Origin of the sequence: Synechococcus sp. MIT S9452 (genome assembly GCF_047304245.1) — a bacterium.
Lineage (GTDB): Bacteria > Cyanobacteriota > Cyanobacteriia > PCC-6307 > Cyanobiaceae > RCC307.
Genome location: NZ_CP138956.1, coordinates 72,632 through 91,959 on the forward strand (window position 1 = coordinate 72,632; position 19,328 = coordinate 91,959).

Annotated in this window: 27 protein-coding genes and 1 tRNA gene; 17 read left to right on the forward strand and 11 right to left on the reverse strand. The window is 60.4% G+C overall.

Translation table 11 applies throughout. The annotated features are described in order from the left end of the window. Nucleotides 1-5 precede the first annotated feature (5 nt). Nucleotides 6-674: a bifunctional phosphoribosyl-AMP cyclohydrolase/phosphoribosyl-ATP diphosphatase HisIE gene (hisIE, locus tag SIB46_RS00155; protein ID WP_413296545.1), complete on the forward strand. Its 669-nt coding sequence runs from the start codon at nucleotides 6-8 to the stop codon at nucleotides 672-674. Here the strand turns inward: hisIE and SIB46_RS00160 are convergent. From SIB46_RS00160 to SIB46_RS00170, 3 genes are read right to left on the reverse strand one after another with little or no spacing between them, the layout of a single operon-like run. Continuing rightward, complete coding sequence (locus tag SIB46_RS00160; RefSeq protein ID WP_413296546.1) at nucleotides 623-1,975, reverse strand: hypothetical protein; 1,353 nt, start codon at nucleotides 1,973-1,975, stop codon at nucleotides 623-625. The two genes, hisIE and SIB46_RS00160, sit on opposite strands and share 52 nt — an antisense overlap. Beyond that, entirely contained in the window at nucleotides 1,972-2,634 is a 663-nt protein-coding gene (locus SIB46_RS00165; protein WP_413296547.1) for a TIGR03943 family putative permease subunit, read from the reverse strand. The genes SIB46_RS00160 and SIB46_RS00165 overlap by 4 nt, the downstream gene beginning before the upstream one ends. Beyond that, entirely contained in the window at nucleotides 2,631-3,605 is a 975-nt protein-coding gene (locus SIB46_RS00170; RefSeq protein WP_413296548.1) for a permease, read from the reverse strand. Before SIB46_RS00170 ends, SIB46_RS00165 begins: the two co-directional genes overlap by 4 nt. 125 nt (nucleotides 3,606-3,730) lie before the next feature. On the opposite strand from SIB46_RS00170, the gene SIB46_RS00175 reads away from it, so the two are divergent. From SIB46_RS00175 to SIB46_RS00185, 3 genes are read left to right on the forward strand one after another with little or no spacing between them, the layout of a single operon-like run. Beyond that, entirely contained in the window at nucleotides 3,731-4,627 is an 897-nt protein-coding gene (locus SIB46_RS00175) for a metal ABC transporter solute-binding protein, Zn/Mn family (RefSeq protein WP_413296549.1), read from the forward strand. Next, complete coding sequence (locus SIB46_RS00180; RefSeq protein WP_413296550.1) at nucleotides 4,624-5,367, forward strand: metal ABC transporter ATP-binding protein; 744 nt, start codon at nucleotides 4,624-4,626, stop codon at nucleotides 5,365-5,367. Before SIB46_RS00175 ends, SIB46_RS00180 begins: the two co-directional genes overlap by 4 nt. 5 nt (nucleotides 5,368-5,372) lie before the next feature. Continuing rightward, nucleotides 5,373-6,233 carry a metal ABC transporter permease gene (locus SIB46_RS00185; protein WP_413296551.1) on the forward strand — a complete coding sequence of 287 codons (861 nt, stop codon included), beginning with the start codon at nucleotides 5,373-5,375 and terminating at the stop codon, nucleotides 6,231-6,233. 543 nt (nucleotides 6,234-6,776) lie between these two features. On the opposite strand, the gene SIB46_RS00190 is transcribed toward SIB46_RS00185, so the two are convergent. Next, nucleotides 6,777-7,247 (reverse strand): DUF2214 family protein, encoded by a 471-nt coding sequence (locus SIB46_RS00190; protein ID WP_413296552.1) that lies wholly within the window; start codon nucleotides 7,245-7,247, stop codon nucleotides 6,777-6,779. A gap of 266 nt (nucleotides 7,248-7,513) precedes the next feature. Here SIB46_RS00190 and SIB46_RS00195 point away from each other — a divergent pair, with 266 nt between their 5' ends. The 4 genes from SIB46_RS00195 to SIB46_RS00210 are packed head-to-tail and all read left to right on the forward strand — an operon-like array spanning nucleotide 7,514 to nucleotide 9,562. Then, nucleotides 7,514-8,419 (forward strand): sigma-70 family RNA polymerase sigma factor, encoded by a 906-nt coding sequence (locus tag SIB46_RS00195; protein WP_413296553.1) that lies wholly within the window; start codon nucleotides 7,514-7,516, stop codon nucleotides 8,417-8,419. A gap of 60 nt (nucleotides 8,420-8,479) precedes the next feature. Continuing rightward, a complete protein-coding gene (locus SIB46_RS00200; protein ID WP_413296554.1) occupies nucleotides 8,480-8,803 on the forward strand; it encodes a hypothetical protein in 324 nt (107 codons plus the stop codon). Nucleotides 8,804-8,846: 43 nt separating this feature from the next. After that, nucleotides 8,847-9,083, forward strand: coding sequence for a hypothetical protein (locus SIB46_RS00205; RefSeq protein WP_413296555.1), 237 nt, complete (start codon nucleotides 8,847-8,849; stop codon nucleotides 9,081-9,083). Nucleotides 9,084-9,115: 32 nt separating this feature from the next. Continuing rightward, the gene (locus SIB46_RS00210; RefSeq protein WP_413296556.1) at nucleotides 9,116-9,562 is read left to right on the forward strand and encodes a phosphate-starvation-inducible PsiE family protein; all 447 of its coding nucleotides are present in this window, start codon (nucleotides 9,116-9,118) and stop codon (nucleotides 9,560-9,562) included. On the opposite strand, the gene SIB46_RS00215 is transcribed toward SIB46_RS00210, so the two are convergent. The 3 genes from SIB46_RS00215 to SIB46_RS00225 are packed head-to-tail and all read right to left on the reverse strand — an operon-like array spanning nucleotide 9,511 to nucleotide 10,697. Further along, nucleotides 9,511-9,726 carry a hypothetical protein gene (locus SIB46_RS00215; protein ID WP_413296557.1) on the reverse strand — a complete coding sequence of 72 codons (216 nt, stop codon included), beginning with the start codon at nucleotides 9,724-9,726 and terminating at the stop codon, nucleotides 9,511-9,513. The two genes, SIB46_RS00210 and SIB46_RS00215, sit on opposite strands and share 52 nt — an antisense overlap. Before the next feature lie 24 nt (nucleotides 9,727-9,750). Further along, complete coding sequence (locus SIB46_RS00220; RefSeq protein ID WP_413296558.1) at nucleotides 9,751-10,167, reverse strand: hypothetical protein; 417 nt, start codon at nucleotides 10,165-10,167, stop codon at nucleotides 9,751-9,753. Next, nucleotides 10,164-10,697: a Nif11 domain/cupin domain-containing protein gene (locus SIB46_RS00225; protein WP_413296559.1), complete on the reverse strand. Its 534-nt coding sequence runs from the start codon at nucleotides 10,695-10,697 to the stop codon at nucleotides 10,164-10,166. The genes SIB46_RS00220 and SIB46_RS00225 overlap by 4 nt, the downstream gene beginning before the upstream one ends. 40 nt (nucleotides 10,698-10,737) lie before the next feature. On the opposite strand from SIB46_RS00225, the gene SIB46_RS00230 reads away from it, so the two are divergent. The 5 genes from SIB46_RS00230 to SIB46_RS00250 all read left to right on the forward strand — a co-directional run bounded on the left by SIB46_RS00230 (nucleotide 10,738) and on the right by SIB46_RS00250 (nucleotide 12,562). After that, nucleotides 10,738-10,811: transfer RNA gene (locus SIB46_RS00230), tRNA-Leu, on the forward strand. Between the two features lie 21 nt (nucleotides 10,812-10,832). Then, nucleotides 10,833-11,084 (forward strand): NAD(P)H-quinone oxidoreductase subunit L, encoded by a 252-nt coding sequence (locus SIB46_RS00235; protein ID WP_043738178.1) that lies wholly within the window; start codon nucleotides 10,833-10,835, stop codon nucleotides 11,082-11,084. Nucleotides 11,085-11,087: 3 nt separating this feature from the next. Next, nucleotides 11,088-11,411: a DUF3007 family protein gene (locus tag SIB46_RS00240; RefSeq protein ID WP_011936018.1), complete on the forward strand. Its 324-nt coding sequence runs from the start codon at nucleotides 11,088-11,090 to the stop codon at nucleotides 11,409-11,411. A gap of 30 nt (nucleotides 11,412-11,441) precedes the next feature. Next, nucleotides 11,442-12,263, forward strand: coding sequence for a tryptophan synthase subunit alpha (trpA, locus tag SIB46_RS00245; RefSeq protein ID WP_413296560.1), 822 nt, complete (start codon nucleotides 11,442-11,444; stop codon nucleotides 12,261-12,263). Between the two features lie 32 nt (nucleotides 12,264-12,295). Next, entirely contained in the window at nucleotides 12,296-12,562 is a 267-nt protein-coding gene (locus tag SIB46_RS00250; protein WP_011936016.1) for a YciI family protein, read from the forward strand. On the opposite strand, the gene SIB46_RS00255 is transcribed toward SIB46_RS00250, so the two are convergent. After that, entirely contained in the window at nucleotides 12,563-14,296 is a 1,734-nt protein-coding gene (locus SIB46_RS00255) for an autotransporter outer membrane beta-barrel domain-containing protein (RefSeq protein WP_413296561.1), read from the reverse strand. Nucleotides 14,297-14,432: 136 nt separating this feature from the next. After that, nucleotides 14,433-14,765 (reverse strand): c-type cytochrome, encoded by a 333-nt coding sequence (locus tag SIB46_RS00260; protein ID WP_413296562.1) that lies wholly within the window; start codon nucleotides 14,763-14,765, stop codon nucleotides 14,433-14,435. 74 nt (nucleotides 14,766-14,839) lie between these two features. On the opposite strand from SIB46_RS00260, the gene SIB46_RS00265 reads away from it, so the two are divergent. The 4 genes from SIB46_RS00265 to SIB46_RS00280 all read left to right on the forward strand — a co-directional run bounded on the left by SIB46_RS00265 (nucleotide 14,840) and on the right by SIB46_RS00280 (nucleotide 17,841). Then, nucleotides 14,840-15,436, forward strand: coding sequence for an esterase/lipase family protein (locus SIB46_RS00265; protein ID WP_413296563.1), 597 nt, complete (start codon nucleotides 14,840-14,842; stop codon nucleotides 15,434-15,436). Between the two features lie 82 nt (nucleotides 15,437-15,518). Continuing rightward, nucleotides 15,519-16,202: a DUF6629 family protein gene (locus SIB46_RS00270; RefSeq protein WP_413296564.1), complete on the forward strand. Its 684-nt coding sequence runs from the start codon at nucleotides 15,519-15,521 to the stop codon at nucleotides 16,200-16,202. Next, the gene (locus SIB46_RS00275; protein WP_413296565.1) at nucleotides 16,195-16,737 is read left to right on the forward strand and encodes a hypothetical protein; all 543 of its coding nucleotides are present in this window, start codon (nucleotides 16,195-16,197) and stop codon (nucleotides 16,735-16,737) included. The genes SIB46_RS00270 and SIB46_RS00275 overlap by 8 nt, the downstream gene beginning before the upstream one ends. Before the next feature lie 3 nt (nucleotides 16,738-16,740). Further along, the gene (locus tag SIB46_RS00280; RefSeq protein ID WP_413296566.1) at nucleotides 16,741-17,841 is read left to right on the forward strand and encodes an alpha/beta hydrolase; all 1,101 of its coding nucleotides are present in this window, start codon (nucleotides 16,741-16,743) and stop codon (nucleotides 17,839-17,841) included. Here the strand turns inward: SIB46_RS00280 and SIB46_RS00285 are convergent. Beyond that, nucleotides 17,770-19,110 carry a hypothetical protein gene (locus tag SIB46_RS00285; protein ID WP_413296567.1) on the reverse strand — a complete coding sequence of 447 codons (1,341 nt, stop codon included), beginning with the start codon at nucleotides 19,108-19,110 and terminating at the stop codon, nucleotides 17,770-17,772. The genes SIB46_RS00280 and SIB46_RS00285 overlap by 72 nt on opposite strands. A gap of 4 nt (nucleotides 19,111-19,114) precedes the next feature. Next, a complete protein-coding gene (locus tag SIB46_RS00290; protein ID WP_011936009.1) occupies nucleotides 19,115-19,321 on the reverse strand; it encodes a DUF6737 family protein in 207 nt (68 codons plus the stop codon). Nucleotides 19,322-19,328: the final 7 nt, after the last annotated feature.

Consider the following 19,328-nt stretch of genomic DNA (forward strand, 5'->3'; position numbering starts at 1 on the left):
GCCCCATGGCCGAGCCGTTGCAGCTGCCGATTGAGCAGCTGCGTTTCAACGCTGATGGCTTGATCCCAGCCATTGCCCAGGACTGGCTGGATGGAGCCGTGCTGATGGTGGCTTGGATGAATCGCCAGGCCTTGGAGCTCACCCTCACCACGCGCGAGGTGCACTACTGGAGCCGCTCACGCCAGGAGCTTTGGCACAAAGGTGCCACCAGTGGCCATTTCCAGGATTTGAAGGCCATCCGTTACGACTGCGATGCCGATGTGCTGCTGCTCACCATTGAGCAGCGCGGTGATGTGGCCTGTCATACCGGCGCTCGCAGCTGCTTTTACGAAGACGGCCCTGCTCCAACTGCCGGCGGGCCCCAAGCTCTGCCGCCCCCGGCTGATGCCTGCACCGAATTGGCCCGTGTGATCACTGGCCGCCGCGATCAGCCTGAGGAGGGCAGCTACACCAACAAGCTGTTGGCTGGTGGCGATAACAGCATCCTCAAAAAAATCGGCGAAGAGGGCGCTGAATTTGTGATGGCCTGCAAAGACGACGCCAAAGATGAGATCGCTGGCGAGGCGGCTGATTTGATCTTCCACATGCAGGTGGCCTTGGCCCACCACGGCGTGGAGTGGCGTCAGGTGCTCGAGGTGTTGGCGGCCCGCCGCGGAGCACCCCGGCGCAATTGAGTGATCTGCCGCGACGGCAACCAGCCGGCATGGCCGATTGGCCCGGGGATCGCTTGCAGCATGCCAGTGTCAACGGCAAACAGGTGGGCTTCAGGCAGCGCTTGGCTTGCCCCTTGCGCTGATCGCTGCTTAAGCATCAACAGCAAGGCGCGCCGGCTGGGGTCGTAGTGCATCTGGCTGCCGGGTTCTGGTTCGTAGCCCTCTAGGGCCATGCGCTTGAGCGCCTCACCGTCGCGGTTGAGTTCGACGAGCTCTAGTAAGGGGTCAGCAATGCCGCTGAGCAGCAGGATCCAAATCCGATCAGCAGCTCCAGCACAGGCGCTGCTGAGTAGGGCTTCAGTGCCAATCCAAAGCTGCCGTGGTGCCCGCCCAGGTTCCAGCAGTTCGATCGAGCGGCGGTAGTCGGGCCAGTGGCGCACCAACACAGCGCGCCCGGCCTGCGGGCAGAAGCTGCTGAGATCGCGCAGGCCCGGCAGAAAATCCCGCTTGGCCGGCAGCGGCGGCAGGGTCTGCAGGGCGACGCCGTTCTCTTCCGGCACCACCGCTAAGCCCCCTTGGGGCACCAGTCGGATAGGCCCGCCCGCCGTCATGGGCAATTGGCGGCGTTTGCCTTTGGCGTTCCAGAGCTCTACTTGGGCGTAGCTCTGTTGCAGCTTGGAGAGCTGCACCAACAGATCGCCTGCATTGTTGGTGCTGAGGCTGGCGAACACCACCGGCTCCCGTTCCAGCGGGTACTGGTCGATCAGCGTGATGTCTGGACTGAACTGGAGCCGTTGCACTTGTTTTTCCAGTGGGTCGGTGGCGGTGACCAAAGCCGCCCCAGCACCATTGCCGAGCGGAAGTAGGGAATGCACGCTGCCGCGGATGCTGGTGAGCTCTTGCCAGCCAGTTGCCTCTTGCCAGCTGAGCAGTTGTTCGTTCTCGCCAGCGGGCCGGCTGGCGAGTAGTGCCGGGCGCGGTTCCCACTGCCATTGGCTTGGCTCCAGCGCGTTGCCGCGTTGATCCACTCCAGCGATCTGCAGCGTGAGCGGCTTGCTGATGGGAGTGGTGCCACTGAGCTGCAAGCGCCAGCGGTTGCCTTCACCCAGCAGTTCATGGGGTTGATCGGCTGGCAGCTGCAGATTGGCTTGCAAGCTGGCCCCATCCATCGGCCGGCTGAACTGCAGCTCCACAGCGGCCAAGCCCGAACCGGCGGCAGCCGGTTCAATCGCCAGCAATCGTGGGGGCCGGCGCTGCAGCCACTGCTGCTGAACCGCCGCCAGGGCAAGAGCCAGCGTCAGGAGAATCCAGAGCCGCCTCATGGCTCAAACGGACGTTTGGGTTTGGGGATCGGCTGAACGCTGTCTGCGATCACCACACTGCGCAGCACCCCGCCCACGCGTTCCACCCCCATCTCTCCACTGACGGCGAGCCATTCATCGGCCTTGAGCGATTCCCCTTCTGGCCAGATCACTGGAATACCCACCGGCGTGGCGTCGGCCAGGCAGCAGCGCACAGTGAGGCGCGCCAGCACGGGAGCCGCTTGCGGGGTTGGCATCACAAAACCGCTGATGCGCACTGGATCGCCTCTGTAAAGCTCGGGGTCGGGCTCACTGCGCAGCAGGCGCACCCAATCGGTGAGGCTGCGCTGCTCGGGTGGGGAGAGGAAGGTAAGCGTTTCGTTCTCTCCTTCCAAAGCGCCACTGCTGCGGTTGGCGGCCAGGGTTGAAAACGAGGGCCGCGGCGGAATCAGCAGCACCAGCGGTGCCGCTAGCAGCATCACCAGCGCTGGGGTACGCCCGCTGCGGCGTTTCGGGGCAAAGCGCGCAGCCAGCCCCGCCAGTGCCAGCAGCAGCAGACCGGAGACCAGCACAAGCCAGTGGAAATCGGTTTGCAACAGCAGATTGAGCCGGCCACTGCCCCAGGCCTGCAGCAGCACGGCGCCCCAAAGCCCGAGCACAAATGGGGGGAGCCACTTCAAAGCAGCACCAGGTTGAGCCATTGGCCGATCAACAGCACCGCCACCACAACACCAGCGAGCATCAAAAGGATGCCGCGGCGACGAAAGATGCGGCTAAACAGGCTGATGCTTTTTAAATCGATCACCGGGCCGAGCAGCAGAAATGCCAGCAGTGCACCGGGGGTGACCATCGCTGCAAACCCCAAGGCCAAGAAAGCATCCACGCTGGAGCAAACACTCACGACAACCGCCAGCAGCATCAAGCTCAACACCGACAGGGTTGGGGCTTGGCCAACGGCGAGAAACAGATCGCGGGGAATCAGGGTTTGGATCGTGGCAGCGATACCGCATCCCAGCAGCAGCAGGCTGCCTAGTTCCAAAAATTCCCGTAGGCCGTGATCCAGAAGAACCCCAAGGGTGGGGCGTTCGGCCGCGATCACAGCTGTTGAACTCAGCGTTTGGTTGCCGATCAAGCCACTACGTCGATCCAGCAGGCTGGCGGTAGCCAAGGGCTGGCCCATGCGCCGCTCCTCCAATAAATCGGGGGGCAGCAGAGCAGCTTCACTGAGTTGCTGCAGCAATGCAGTGAGCACCAGCGCAATCACCACGCTGCCCAATGGGCGCAGCAGCAGCAACCAAGGCCGATCCGGGAAGGCGGCCCACGTGCTCAGCAGCACGATCGGGTTGAGCACTGGTGCCGCAAAGAGAAAACCCAGCGACGCCCCCATGGGTGCGCCTTGGGCCAGCAAGCGCCGGGCCACCGGCACGTTGCCGCATTCACAGGCCGGTAGAGCAAAGCCCAAAGCAGCTCCGCTGAGCGGGCCGAGCAGGGGATGACGCGGCAGCCGTTGCAGCCAGCGGCCGCGGGGATCCCAAGCTCGCGCGGCCGTGGCAATGGCTACACCGATCAGTAAAAAAGGAATGGCTTCCAGTAGCAAGCCTTGAAAAACCGCCCAAACGGTCTGCCATTGGGAGCCATCAGGCCAATTCATTCCTAGCTTGAGAACGATTCCCATTCAGGTTGAACGGCGTGGCTCGTTGTCTCAGAAGGTTGGCGGGGACTTTGGCATCTGTGCCGCTGTTGGCCATGGCAGTGGCCTGTTCTTCAACTGAGCCGGTGGATCAGGCCGGTGGCCAGAAGATGCAGGTTGTCACCACGATCCTGACCAGCACGCTGTTCACCAAGGCGGTGGCGGGTGATTGCGCCCAGGTCAGTTCGCTGTTGCCGGTGGGTGCCGATAGCCACGCTTATCAAGCGCGTCCCCAGGATGTGGCCAGCCTCGGCAAGGCCCAGGTGCTGGTGATCAATGGCTTGGGTATGGAGAGCTTTCTGGAGCCTGTGCTCAAAGGCGCTGAAAACAAGGAACTGATCACGATCGATAGCAGTGCTGGGATCAAACCCTTGGAGATGGAAGAGGAGGGCGATCACGGTCATGGCCATCACGACGACCACGACCATGGTCATCATCACCATCACGGCCATGGAGATGAAGCAGTGAACCCCCATGTTTGGCTCGATCCCACCTTGGCGGCCAAACAGGTGGAGAACATTCGCGATGGCTTGATGAAAGCCGACCCCAGTTGCGCCGATGGCTACCGCAACCGCGCCGATGCCTACATCAGCAAGCTGCAACAACTCGATGGCGAGTTAGCCACCGAGCTGGCGCCGTTCAAAGGCCGCACGGTGGTGAGCTTCCATGAAGCCCTGCCTTATTTCACCCGCCGCTATGGCCTCAGTGATGAGGCCCTGGTGACACTCCCCGAGGATCAACCCTCACCGGCTGATGTGCAGCGCATTAACAAGGTGCTCAAAGCCAACAAGATCGCTGGCGTGCTCACCGAGCCTGGTGGCGGCAGTGCTGCGCTTCAGTCGTTGGCCAAAGATTTGAACCTGCGCCTGGAGGTGTTTGATCCCCTTGAGCTGGTTCCTGAAGCTTCAAAACGCACGCCGGAGCTTTACATCGAAGTGATGCGCAGTAATGGTGAAGCTGTCAAAGCAACCATGAAGTCTTGACGGCTCCCCTGCTGGAGGTGAACGACCTGTGCATCGCGCGCGCGGGTCAGGAGGTGGTCTCTGGTGTGAGCTTTGCGCTGCAGAGCGGCAGTGATACTGCTGTGATTGGCCCCAATGGGGCGGGCAAAAGCACCTTGGTGCAGGCCCTGGTGGGGCTGCTTCCCCATCACGGAGGGACCATTCGTTTGTTGGGGCACACCCTGCCTCGCAGTGGTCGCCTGCCTCGAGAGGTTCGTGATCAGGTGGCCTACCTGCCGCAAAAGTTGCTGCTCGATGGCCGCTTCCCGCTGTCGGTGAGTGAATTTGTGCGGCTCGGTTGCAGCCCGTGTTGCAATCGCCGCAAGGCTGTTCCAGCTGCTCTGGAGCGTTTGCAAGTGAGCCATCTGCGCCGCCGCCTGCTCAGTGAGCTCTCCGGCGGTGAGCTGCAGCGGGTGCTGCTGGCCTTTTGCACCGTGCATCCGCGCAAGCTGTTGGTGTTCGATGAGCCGCGCACTGGCCTTGATCCCCAGGCTGCTGTGCAACTCCAGGAGCTCTTGCAGCAGCTACGGCTCCAGGAAGGGCTCACGATTTTGCAGATCACCCACGACCTCTCGATGGTTCGCCGCAGTTCCGATTGGGTGCTGTGTTTGAACCGATCCCTGTGTTGCCAAGGTCCGCCGGAGTACACCCTGAGCCGCGAAGAATTGGAGCGCCTCTATGGCCGCGACTACGTGCTCTATGAGCACAGCCATCACCACTGATCGCCATGGCATCTGAACTGATCAGCAGCCTCAGCTTGTGGCAAGAGCCCTTCATGCAGCGGGCCCTGATCGGTGGTGTGATCAGCGGCATCTTGGGGGGCTGGGTTGGCAGCATTGCCGTGCTGCGTCAGCTCTCTTTCTTTGCGGAAGCCTTGGGGCAGGCCTCGCTGTTGGGCATCAGCTTGGCGCTGCTGTTGGGCCTGAGCCCGCCTGTGCTGCTGTGGCCCTTTGCCCTGGGGTTTGCCTGGCTGCTGCGCGAACTGCTCAAGCGCAGTTCATTGTCGGCAGATGCCCTGCTCAGCTTGATGTGCTCGGGGGCCTTGGCCCTCTCGGTAGTGCTGTTGAGCTCGCTGCCTGGGGCGCGTTTGAGCCTGCAACAGCTCCTGTTTGGCGACATCCTCGGTATTGCCTGGGTCGATCTGATCCCCCTGGCGCTGCTGTTGGTGGTCACCCTGGCCTACGGAGTCATCAGTCGCCGCGCCCAAATCTTGATCAGCATTGACCCTGTACTGGCTCGCTCGCGCGGGGTGGCGGTGGAAACCCACCGCTTGATCCTGTTGGGGCTGTTGGCCTTGGTGGTGGCGGCCTCGATCAAGGCGGTGGGAGTGCTGCTGATCAGTGGTTTTGTGGTGATCCCGGCCTGTGTGGCACGCCTGCTCAGCCGCAGTTTCAATCTCTATGTGCTGCTGGCTGCAGGAATCGGAGCGCTCTCGGCGGTGCTGGGGTTGTTTGGATCGGCGGTGTTCAATCAGCCGTCAGGTCCGATGGTGGTGCTGGTTCAGGCGCTGTTGTTTGTGATGGCGCTGCTGGCAGGGCGCTGGGTTGCTCAAATAACCACTGCAGCGTCTGTTGGTCGCGCTCGCTGAGCTCCAGCGCCGGTTTGGCACCGGGCACCGCTCCCATCACATCAGTGCTCAGCTCGCTGTGGCCCCAGAGCCCAAAGCCATGGCCTAGTTCATGCAACGCCGTGGCTTGAATCGCCGCTTGCCGTTGCCCGGGACTGATCAGCACCTCCACCAAAGGTTCCAAGGCGAAGCTTTTTCTCCCTTGGCGTTGCACCTGTTGCAGCTGCAGCAGAGCCCGGCCATGGCTGGCCCTGCCGTTTTGCAGCGGCGGGCGCCGGCGCCAGAGGCGCAGTTGTGCATCCTCTGGGTTGCTGACGCGCACTAGCCGCACCTGCTCCCCCCAGGTGGCCAGGGCCGCGTTAACAGCTGTTTGCCAGCGCTGATTCCAGCGGTCGGTCTTGGGGCCTGGTTCCACCCAAACGCACCATTGTTTTTGGGCCACCCAGCCCCAGCGCGATGGCCGCAATTGGCTGGCGTAGCCAGGGGCTGTGGCTGGAGCGGGTTGGGGTGTGACCTCAGCAGGCGGTTCAGCCGGTTGCCGCCACTCCACCGGCGGGCAGGGAATCATCCCGGCAGACCAACGCCGCGCGCCATCAGGCTCGCCATGAAGGGCAAGCTGCCAAAGGCCACCAATTCAATGTTGATCACCCAGCCAATCCGGCTGGCCACCCCAGCACTAACGCTGGGGGCTTCGCCTTTGCGCAGCGGAATGGCCCACAGGATGTAAGTGATGGTGGGATACAGCGACAGCGCGCCAGCACTGAGATAGAGGCCAACCTTCCACCAGAACAGGGGGTTTTGGGTATAGAACTCGCTGCCTTGGCCGAAATAGAGCACGCGCATGATGCCGCTGCCCAGCAAGGTCAGTGCGGCGAGGCCGTAAATGATGTCGGTGATGATCAGCTTTGTGGCCGTTCCCTGATCGGGATCAGGGCGGATCATCAAGCGTTCAGCCGTCAGCGCTGCAAAGCAGACCATGAAACTCAGTTCATGGGCGTAGGCCATCCCGGCGCGGCTGAGCAGGTCTTCGGGCATGGCAGGGCTGCAATCGCCGGGACAGTAGCTCGAACGCCCGTGAGCTGGAGTGCCCATGCATGGTTCCTCTGGAGGAAGGGATTGAAGAACTAAAGGATTTGTGCTGAACAACAGCTCAAAACATTGTCGATCCCAAAGGAAATATTGAAGTGTTTGGAACTTGTTAAGTGGGAAGGAAATAGGAACTTGGAAGCCTTTGTGAGTCCTGCTGGGAAATCAATCATTTCCCCTAGGTTCAAATCATTGATATTTCGCGGAGCTTCGATATGACCACCAGTTCTCTGAGCGCATTCCTTGGCGAAATTGGTCGTCACAAACTTTTGACTCCCGAGCAGGAGCTCACCCTGGGCCGCAAAGTGCAAGCCATGGTGCCCCTGCAAGACAAGCCTGTTGAGAGCCTCAGCGATGATGAGAAGCGGGTTCTGCGCCTTGGTGAGCGCGCTAAGAACCAGATGATTACGGCGAATTTACGCTTGGTTGTAAACCTGGCTAAGCGGTATCAAGGCAAAGGCTTAGAGCTGCTTGATTTGATTCAAGAAGGAACACTTGGTTTAACTCGCGCTGTAGAAAAATTTGATCCAACCCGTGGTCACCGCTTCAGTACTTATGCCTATTGGTGGATTCGTCAAGGATTAAATCGTGCGTTGTCAACGCAAAGTCGCACGATTCGTATTCCTGTGAATATCAACGAGAAGTTAACGAAACTTCGTGCAGCCAAAGCGCGCTTGTTTCAGTCCACCGGCCGTCAGCCCATGGCGGAGGAATTGGCCGACTACCTCAAGCTGCCTCTTGATGAGGTGGAGGATCTGCTGGGCTGTGAGCTGCGCAGCGTCACCGTCAGCCTGCAGGGCGTGGTGAAGTCCAAGTCCGATCCTTCCGAGCTAGTGGATGTGCTCCCTAGTGAAGAGATGCCGCCGATGGAGCGCGCTGAGCTCGATGAGCGCACCCAAACCGTTTGGAAGCTGCTGGATCAGGCCAACCTCACCCCCAAAGAGCGCACTGTTGTGATGCTGCGCTTTGGCCTCGATGGCACCAATGAATGGCGCACCCTGGCTGAAGTGGCGCGTCAGATGAGCTGCAGCCGGGAGTACTGCCGTCAGGTGGTGCAGCGCTCGTTGCGCAAACTGCGCCGCGCTGGCATTCAGTCGGGTTTGGTGGAGTCGTCCTGCTGATTGGATTCAGCCAGTCAGCTCGTAATGCCAATCTGGAGGGATCGCGGTTCCAATGGGGCCATGGCCACCAGCACCCGGCTCGACCCTGATCAACTCGAGCAGCTCGAGTCATTCCTCAAAGATTGGCTGCGTCATAGCGGCCGCACCCAGTCGGATCTGCGGCGTGCGTTGCGGGCCGGATCCATCCGGATGCCGGTGTTGCTGCAAGAGCTGCAGCGCACCGTCTCTCAAGGCGGGGTCACGGCCTTGGCGGATCGCTTGTGCACCATCGAGGCGCAATGGGCCAGCGGTGCGCCAGAGCTGCTGGAAGGCGGTGCAGCAGACAACGACGACATGTCGCAGCTTGATTTGCTGCTCAAATCAATCCAAAGTGATGCCGCTTGAGGCGGAATTCAGGCAAAGTGGCGCGATTGTTTGTGGCTCAGTGATGGCCCTCCGTTTCGCCCTGCTTGGAGCCGCTGCGTTGGTGCTGTTTCCGGCAGCAGCCATGGCCCAGTCGGGCAGCTACATCCTTGGCCCCGGCTCCGATGTGGGCAAAGAGACCCGCATTGAAGAGAGTGATTGCGTCACGGCGGCTGATGGCTCGGTGACGTGTGACACCAAGATCGTTAATCCCCCGGGGCAAACACGGGCGCGTCCCCAATTTGAGCCCTTCAGTAACTGAGGCGTGCACTTGTGAATGGCCCCAAGAATTGGTTGAGCGACGACGGAGTCTTTCAGCAGGGCTTGCTGCGCTTTCAGCGCGTGCTCGCCAAGGTTCTGGCCGTGGCGATGGTGATCGTGATCATTGCCGCCACGCTGCAGCTGATGACCGTGCTGGCTTGGGAAGTCGCGCCGGCCCAGTTCCCGTTTTTGGTGTCTGAGCTGGAGATGGTGCTCGGCCAGGTGCTCGAGCTGCTGATTGCCATTGAGGTGCTGGAGAACATCACCGCTTACCTCAAGGATCACCACATCCAGGTCGAGCTGGTGCTGGCCACAGCCATCACCGCGTTGGCTCGCAAGATCATCGTGATGCCTGAGCCTGCAACTGCTGCGGATAAGCCGCTGCTGGTGATCAGTTTGGGTGTGGCGTGCTTAGCGCTCTGCGCGGCCTATTGGTTGGTGCAACGCAGCAGAGCCCGGATCCGTTCCAGTTCCCGCTGACGCAACTCCAAATCGGCGAGCCGGTTTTCCAGCCGTTGTTGCAGTTTCGGGTGGCAGCTGCCGTTGTTCACCAATGGGCGCAAACCTTGCAGCTCCAGGCTGTTGCGGCGACGCTCAGCCTCTAAATCCCTTCGAGCCGTGTTGAGCGTGAGGGAAGCCCTCATTCGCCGTCTTTAGCTTTCCTTAATTTACTGGCCAGCGGTTGTTCCTGGCGTCATCAGATCGCCCATGCCCTGCTTCATCAGTACTTCGCGGATGCCCTGGTGAAAGCTGCTCCAATTTTGGTTTTCAACCCGATCCAAGATGCCTTCGCTGCAGCCGATGGCGCCGTAGGCCTTGCGTTCGCCCATGTAGGCGGCATAGGCCTTCACCATCGCTTCCATCAATTCGCGGCGCGGCAGGCGCTCCTCGGCGCCAGAAGGAGCGGAATCAATCCAGGCCTGCGCCACGCGGCGGCCGGCTGATTGATCACGCCGCTCTTCAGGAATGGTGCGGCAAATGCGAAAGGAGTCCGCGGCATCGCGCATGCTTTGTGGCTTTTTCTGCTCCTGGGCCATGGCCGCGGTGGGGGCCAACAGCAGCAGCAGGCTGAGCAAAATTTTCATGGGCAGAGGTTAAGCGGCAAAAACAGGGCTAACCAGAGGCAGCCGCGCCCGCCATCTGTGGCTTCCACCCGGTGGCGCCGGTGCGGGGCAATCCACAGCCAGTCGCCGGCCTGTAGTTGCCGCGGCTGGGGTTCATCTTCAAAACGCAGTTGGGCGCTGCCCTGCAGCAGCGACACCCATTCCCCCTGCGCTTGGTCGTACCACTGCCCTTCAGGAGTGCTCGCTGCGCAGGAATGAATGCGTTCGAGCTTCAGTTCGCCTTTCTCCAGCAGCACCTCGATCTGTTCGGTGCCCACAGGCGGTGGGGTGCTGGCCAGCAGATTGCGTTGCTCACTGGCCGCCGGTGGATCGCTTTCCCCCCAGCGGCGTCCAATCTCGAGCCCCAAAGTGGAGGCAAAATCCACCACCTCCTGGTGGGTGTCGCAGCCTGCCAGGCGCGCGCGGAGCTCTGAATCAGCCTCGATCAGGGCCACCAGGGCATTGAGTTGCTCCACTTTGTAGAGAAAGCGCTGCAGCTGTTCCTCGGCCACACAAGTGCTTATCGCCTTGTCCGATGATGCTGGTGTGCCGGCCCGTGTAATCCAACCGGTAGAGATAGGCGACTTAAAATCGCTCCAGTGCGGGTTCGAATCCCGCCACGGGCACTGTTCTTTGCCGTTGTTTCCTTGCCGTTCCAGCAGCTCCTCTCGCAGCTTCCTGATCAAGCCCTGCCAGTGCTGCTGGCCTATGGAGCCTTAGGCGGCGCCTATTTGCTGGTGGTGCCTTTGGCATTGCTGCTGTGGATGAACAAGCGCTGGCATCAGATGGGCAAGATCGAGCGCACCGCCATTTACGGCATGGTGTTCCTGTTTTTCCCCGGGCTGATCTTGTTTGCTCCCTTCATCAACCTGCGCATGGCCGGACAAGGGGAGGCCTGAGCAATGACGCGCGCTAAAGCGCTGCTGCTGTCCCTGGCCGTTTTCGTGCTGGGTGGCGCTGGCTATTGGGGATTTTCGGCAGCTGGTTTTGAAGACTTCGATGCCGGCATTGCTGCTTCGGTGGTGTTGCTGGTGGTGGTGGTGGGTTGGACCGCCACCTATCTGACCCGTGTGGTCACTGGAAAGATGACCTTCATGGAGCAGCGCCGGCGCTACCGCAGCGCCTATGACGCCATGGAGACCGAGGCGATGCGCGAGAAGTTCAACAGCCTCAGCCCAGAGGAGCAGGAGGCCCTGCTCAAAGAAGTGGGTCAGCTGGAGAAATAGGCTGCGCCACAGCAATCCCTGCCCGCTGCCATGACCGTGGCCCCCGGCTCCACTGCCATCTCCAGCCGCTTTGCTGGGCTCAAGCAGCAGGGCCGTTGCGCGCTGATGCCTTTTCTCACCGCGGGTGATCCGGATCTAGCCACCACCCGCGCTGCGCTGTTGGCCCTGCAAGCCAATGGGGCTGATCTGGTGGAGCTGGGCATCCCCTACAGCGATCCTCTGGCTGATGGCCCGGTGATCCAGGCGGCAGCCAGCCGTGCCCTTGAGGCCGGCACCACACCAGCGTTGGTGCTGGAGATGTTGGCTGGGCTCAAGGGCGAGCTCACCATGCCGGTGGTGCTGTTCACCTACAGCAACCCGCTGCTGAACGTGGGCATGGAGCGCTTCTGCGCTGATGCCGCTGCGGCTGGAGCCGCTGGCTTGGTGGTGCCCGACCTGCCGCTGGAGGAAGCCGAAAAGCTCTCCCCCATTGCGGCAGCACGCGGGCTGGATCTGGTGCTGCTGGTGGCGCCCACCACACCAGCTGAGCGCATGGGCCGCATTGCCGCCGCCAGCCGCGGCTTCACCTACATGGTGAGCGTGACTGGTGTCACCGGTGAGCGGGCGCAAATGGAATCGCGGGTGGCTGGTTTGGTGGGGCAGCTCAAGGCCATGGGACCCACGCCGGTAGCCGTGGGCTTTGGCATCTCCGGCCCGCAGCAAGCCATTGAGGTGCGCAGCTGGGGCGCTGATGGCGCGATTGTGGGCAGTGCCTTGGTCAAGCGCATGGCCCAGGCCAAAGCCGACGGCGGCGATCCGGTGGCCACAGCTGGTGCCTTCTGCGCAGAGTTGCGTGCAGCGCTCGATAGCTGAGCCGTAGGCTCCAAATCAGCACCGAATTGGCCATGCGTTTTGTCCTCTGGGGCACCTACTGCGAGAACGCGCTGGAGAAGCGCGCCCCCTACCGGGAGGAGCATCTGGCTGGGCTGCAGCGCCTCAAAGACGATGGCATTTTGGTGACCTTGGGCCCCACCGAAGGCAGCACCCATGTGTTCGGCATCTACGAGGCCGAGAGCCGTGAGCAGGTGGAAGGCCTCGTCAAAGGAGACGTGTATTGGCGTAATGGCATCTGGACCGCGGTTGAGGTCTACCCCTGGATTCAGGCGTTCTGATCAGAACTGGAAGGTGATGCCGCCTGATGTGCGCCAGTCGGCAGCTTTATTGACCCAGAGCTTGGCGCCACCTTTGGCGTAGAGCTTCCAGGCGGTGGTGGGACCTTGGGCGATGGCGTAATCCACGCCGCCCTCTAGGAGCACGCCGTACTGGGTTTCCTGGTTGGAGGGAATCTCTCCTTTTGCTGTTCTGGCTAGGCGGGAGTATGCGCGTTGAAAGGAAACAGCACCGTTGTCAGTGTCCCAGTCAGCAAGCCAGGCGACCTTGATATTGGGAACGATTAGCTGGCGATTGCTTGGCTTAATTGGCCAGGCGAGCTTGGCGCCAAGGGCTGTGCGCAGGAAGTTATCGGAGTAGGAGTTGAGCTTGATCGCAAAGGCGCGGTACTTGCCCGATTCGGTGTAGGAGGAGTCTTCATTACCGTTCCAAATTGCTGTTGCCTGCGGCTCGAGGATTAGACCGCCCCAGGCAAAAGGCGCTCCAACACGGACGGTGCCCATGTAGGAAGTGGTCTCTTTGGTGGCGGTGTAGGTCTCGTCAAGAACGCCAGCGACTTTGACCTGACGCTTGTTGTCGCCGGAGAAAGCAGTAACGCCGAAGGCACCTTGGACGTAGAAGTTGTCATCCCAATAGCTCGCCATGACGCCGCCGCCGTAACCATTGGGGGTCCAGGAGCCACCTCCGGTGTCGCTCGTGGCGAACTGCTGGAGGTTGATGTTGCCGTAGTTTCCAAAGATGCCGAGTTGAATGTTGTCGGACACTGAGGTGTCGATGCCAACCACGAGACCACCGTGGGTGGAATAAAAGTCGTTGTAGACATCGGGATAAAAGACCAATCCGCGTTTGCCATAGGCGCCGCCGGTTTCATAGGGGCTCATCGAACCGCCAAAGCCACGAACCCAAGCGCGGGTGCCAGAAGGCTCGGTATAGATGGAGGTCAGCTTGGGGTTGTCGACGTAAATATCACCATTCATTTCGATGCTGGCGATTTCAATATCTACTTCGCTTGAGCTGGAGGTTTTCCAAAGGCCACGCACTGGCTCGGTAATGGTTTCCTCGATCTCAACATCTGTGATTTGTTCTTCGATTTGAATTTTCAGAAATTGCCTTGATGGCAGGCGCTCCAGGATGGTGTCAGCCAGATCATTGATGTAAGCCTGAGTGGCGAGGCCGCCGGCTGCAACAACGTTGCGAGGGAAAAGAAGTGAGCTAAGTAACTTTCCAATCTTTCTGCGGTCAGCTCCTCTTAATTTGTTAATTATCCCGGGAAGATTTAGGTTGTCGAATGCGCCATCTCCGGGTGTTTCTCCGACACAGGCGTACTCAAATCCAGTTGCAAAATTCCAAACTTCTTGGTCGCCGCCATTGAAGTCCTCCTGGTGTACGGTTCTTGTGTAATACCACGCATTAAGTTGATCGGTGTTGGCTCCTTTGGTGTTCCCATCTGTTGCTTTGTAGGCAAATCTCCAGTTTTGTTGAGGCTTAGAATTTTCCCAGAATTTTTTAGCGGCAAGATCGGATACTGCTTGGTCTCCAAACCATGGATTTGCGCTAAGAATTGCAAGACTTTCGCTGCCTTTTCTGTAATCAATCTCTACTTCATTCTCAATGAAATAGCACTTGCCATCTCCCGGATAAGGGTCCACTTCAATTGCTTTTGCTGCAGGGGCTACAGCAGAGAAGCAGTAAATAAAGGTTCCAAGGGAAAGGGCCGCTTTGTTCTGATTCCGCATAGCAACAGGTGACTGAGACTTCTGCTCGCAGTCAGACGCTACGGATTTTCAGGAGATTGTCATGAATATGTTGTGTCTTGTCGATCTGTCAGTTGTTTGAGTGCTGATTTTTGCCTTTGTCGCTGCTTAAGAAGGTCTAGGAAGCAGGATTTCTCCATTCGTTTTGAGCTTGCTGCCAGATCCATTCGGCCACAGCATCAGCGCCCTCCCCGCCAAGCACTTCGCCATAGCCGCTCATCTGGCCGCGCCCTTCGGTGGCGATCATCGCGATTTCCAATGGTCCTTGGATGCCGTTGCGCTCGAGCGCTTTGAGCTTGAGGTTTTTGCCGCGGCGAATGATATTGCCGCCATTGAGGTGACAGCCCACGCAATGGGCTTGAAATAGGGCAGCGCCATCGGCTGCCGCATGGGCTGGGGCCGGAGCCATCCAGAGCCCCAGCATCAGCAGCAAGCCAACCAGCCACCTCATCTGCCCCAGCCTTGATTAGAAGTTGGCGTCAGTCTGCTCCTGTGACGACACTGAGGATGCCAGGCACCTCCTTGATGTCCCCCAAGCCACCGCTGGTGCTCGTGCATGGCCTGTGGGACACGCCCAATGTGTTTCGGCGTTTACGCCAGCACTTAGAGGATTGGCCAGCGCCGATCTTGGCGCCCCATCTGCCCCACAAGCTGGGCTTTACGCCGCTGAAAACCTTGGCCCAGGATTTGGAGCTGGCCATTGATGAGGCCTTTGGCCCGGATCAAACCATCGATCTTCTCGGCTTCTCGATGGGTGCGGTGATTTCGCGCACCTGGCTGCAGCTCTATGGAGGCCACCGGCGCACCCGTCGGTTTGTCAGTCTCGGCAGTCCTCAGAACGGCACCTTAGTGGCCCAGCCATGGCCTCGCGCCTTGGTTCCAGGCGTTGCCGATATGAAGGTGGGCAGCGCGCTGCTGCGTCAACTCAATAGCGATAGCTCCCTGCTGCGAGGCATCGACTGCATCAGCTTCTATTGCCCCTGGGATTTGATGGTGATCCCGGCCTGGACAGGGGTGTTGCCCGTGGGTCCGATCGTGCGGCTGCCGGTGTGGAACCACCGCGAGCTCATCCAATCGCCTCGCTCATTGGTGCCGGTGAGCTCCCATCTGCTCGCAGGTTGATTCTTTTTGAGCTTTAAGAAATTGGAGCAGAAGTGGCCCAATTTCAGGCTCTCACTAGCTTGAAAGCGAAGACAGTCCTGCCATGTGTTTTTCTGCTTCCGCCAGCTTCACGGCGGCCGCCGTCTTGGTGCCGATCGGCATCTACGGCACTCACATCGCGCGTACAACCGATCAAAAGGCCTATGCGCCGTTGGCAATGACGCCAGCTTTTTTCGGCACGCAGCAATTCGTTGAAGGTCTGCAATGGACCGCCCTCGATAACGGCGGCCTGGAGCCTCTCGGGACCATCACAGCAAGGGGTTTCCTCTTCTTTGCCTACTGCTTCTGGATGATCTGGATCCCCTTCTGCGCCTACAGCATCAGCAAGGCGACAGAAACCGAAGCCATGCAGAAACGCTTGAAATGGGTCTGGATCATCGCCTCAATTTTGGGGATTGGTTTTTATATCCCGGTCTTGTTCCAGCCGATGTTGGTGCAGCCAGCCGTTGAAGCTGGGCGCATCGTCTACAACGTCGACACCGTCTGGCACAACTTCGTCAACACCGAGCCGGTGGGTCAACTCGTCTACTGGGGCTTCATTGTTCTGCCGTTGGTAGCTCTCAAAGACAAGGGCGTGAAGATGTTTGGAGGCTTGATCTTCATCTCGATCTTCCTGACTTGGTTCACCCACTCCCAGGCGTTCAACTCGGTCTGGTGCTTCTACTGCGCAGTGCTGTCGATCTTCATCCTCTGGATCATCAACCGCCCTCGCCTGAAGCATGCTTGAACACCGGCTCGAGCAGCTGGTTGAGAACACCGTTGTCTCTCTGCCAGAAGCCCACACAGGGCTGGTGCTCGTGGTGTTGGTGGGGTTTTCCTTTTCGCTTTCGCATGTGTTTTCGCTGCTGGCGAATCGCTTAAAACCCCGCCAAATCCTCTTCCATGTGTTGCTGGATTCCTTGGTGTTGGCGGCGGCGCTGCTGATTGCCAGCTTCATCAACATGGTGATGATTGCGCTCCACACGCAGCTGCTGGTGGAGCCCAAGCAGTTTTTCAATGCCATTGGCGGCGCCTTGGCTCCCGGTCTCTTTTATGTGCTGGTGGCCGCTCCCTATGTGAGCGATTTGATCGCCATCGCGATTTGGGTGTTGATCCATCTCAACGTGGTCACCCTGGTGCATTTGCGCTTTGGTCTCCCCTACGCCGAGGTGCTGCCGCTGGTCACGCCTGGGTATGTGGTGGCCCTGGTGTTGATTGCCTTGCTGTTTCGCTCCAGTTGGCGCCGCAGCTACGACCGCCTCGCCTCTGAGTTCAGGGCTTGAGCCATGGGCACCTCCGCTCCCCACATCCAAAGCCAAGTGCATCGCCACCGCGCCAATTGGCGGGGTTTGGTGGTGGTGTTGATCCTGGCGGTGGTGATTGCCCTGGTGGGCGTCAGCCGCATGGAGGCCTTGCTGCGTGATCTGGCCAGCCTCAGCATCCTGCGCCAGTTGGGGATCGGCATTGGCCTGTTCTTCTTGATCCTGATCCCGCTGACGGGGATCTATTCGGTCGTCAGTCAATACGCCTTTTGGGAGGGCTGGCTGGAGGGCATCCCCCAGCCAACTGAATTGTTGCAAGCCAATGCCCGCCATGAGGGCGGCCAGCAGGTGCGCCGGTTTGTGATTTATCTCGATGGCATCCATCAACAGGAGAAAGATCACCCGCCGCGGGTGAGTGCCTTTCTCGAGGAGCTCAAGCAACGCCTGGCGGATGACCACCGCCTGGTGCGCGATCTCGAGACCTACACCTTCTTGCCCGTTGCCTTGGCTGATGACAGTGGCAGTGCTTGGTTCTGGCGCCGCCTATTCCACTGGCAGGAGCACCATCCCAACGGCTTTGTGCAGTTGCTGGCGGCGGTGTTGGTGCAGGCCAACAACGTGATCAAGGTGGGGATTTCATCGGATCGCCGCTATGGCCCGATCCGCAACTATGAGCTGGCCCTCAAGATCACCCTGCGGTTGGCCGAAGAGGGCTTTGATCCCAGCCAAGGCAGTGAGCTGGTGCTGCTGGGTTACAGCGGTGGCGGTGAGATGGCCATGGGTGTTGCCGACTATCTGCGCAGCATTTGCAAGGTCCCCGTGCAGATCATCACCTTCTGCGGGGTGTTCAGCGGCAACCAACTGCTCGAGCGCACCAAGCAGGTCACCTTGGTGGTGGGCACCCGCGACCCGGTGGCGGCCTTTGGCCGCATCGCCTACCCAGGCCGGCTGCCGTTGCTGCCCTTCAGCAAGTGGAACAAGGTGCGCCGCCAGGGATTGGTGCATCGCGAAGTGATCGCGGGCATGAACCACAACGGCAATCGCGGTCCGTTTTCAGAGCGCTACCGCGGTGAAGTCGTTGGGCGCGTGTTGGATGTGTTGCGACAGACGGAAGGGGCTCGATAGGGGCTGGCAGCCCTGCAATCGCCTCCAGGCCTCAGCACGGCTGCTGCCGTGATGGGAGAGATCCAGAGGCAGCTCCATCAGCGCCTTCTGGTAGCGCTGCAGGGCGCTGCTGGCTGGGAGGTACTGGCTGGCGCGCAGCAGCCGCTCCCGCCAAATGCCACTCAGCAGCAGCGGAAACAGATCGCACCGGCCCAGCAAGGCCTGTTGCACCAAGGCGGTGGTGTCGATGCAGTAGCCCACCGTGCCGTAGCCGCCCCAGCGCAGCTGCAGCTCGCTGGCCAGGCTGTTGTGCACCCGGGCCATCACATCGCTGAGGTCCATCAGCTCCAGCAGGTTGCTTCCCTGCCATGGCTCGCCCATGTAGCGAACCGTGCCGTTATGGCGATCGTTCTGCCAAGGGCGCTGCAAATCGTTGAGGGCTTCCCAGCCGCACAGCCCTTCGGTGCCTTGATAAAACTGCAGCAACAGCTCGCAGCCTTCCCCCCACAGTTCTAGTTCCACTGCGCTGTGGGGCAGCAGCATGGTGATTTCTTGCCCGTTTTGATCCAGCAAGCCACTGCGCATCGGTAGGCCGATGGGGATTTGCTGCCAGACCCCGGTGGCTTGGCTGCGGAAGCAGGCCCCCAGGCCAAAGCTCGCCACGCTGGCGCGGAAGCGGGCTTGGATCTGCCAGCCCCGTTGTTGCAGCGTTTCGATCAGCTCGCGGCTGCCGCCGCGGGCGGCGTGGTGGTTGAGCCATTGCGCGGCTGCGCTGTTGGCCTGGCGGCGCTGCTGGTTTTGGCCGTACTGCAGCCCCAGGTTGTTCCAGACCAGCCCAGGTGCCAGATGGCTGCCTTTGGCCTCAGCACCTGTGGCATCTGCCGGTGCATCGCTCTGGCTGAGCGCCGCAACCTCACTCCAGGGCTTGAGGCTGGCGTCGCCATCGCCGCTCCAGATCTGCAGTGGCGAACTGGCTTGATCCGGTTGCGGCAGCAACTGGGCTACTTCATCTCCCAGCACCGCCAGCAGGCTCGGCGTGAGCAGGCCGCGCTCCAGCAATTGGGCCAGGCCATGGAGCTGCTGCGGCAACTGCGCTGGGGCCAGCCGCCAGCGGCGCGGCAAGAGCCAGAGCAATGGTTGCAGCCGTGGTTTGTGCAGGTCTTGGGTAAGCCGTTTGATGTAGTCCTGCCGGCTTAAACCGCTCTGCAGCAGGCTTTGCTCCAGCGCTGTTTCCAAATCCAGCAGCGGCACCTCCGAGGGCCAGGCCGGATCCAGTTGCAAGGGATCCATGGCCTCAGCTCTCCTGCTCCTCAACCGGTGTGGTGTAGGGCACCACCACCAAAAACAAGCCCCACCAAGCCAGCACCGGCAGGCTCACCAAGGCCGTCAGCCACCAGCGCTCAAACAGCAGCCAGCTGCCGGCCATGATCACGGCCCCGGTCAGCAAGATCGACCAGGGCTGACACCACCAGGGCTTTTGCGACCAGAAGGACTGGGCCATCGTGGAA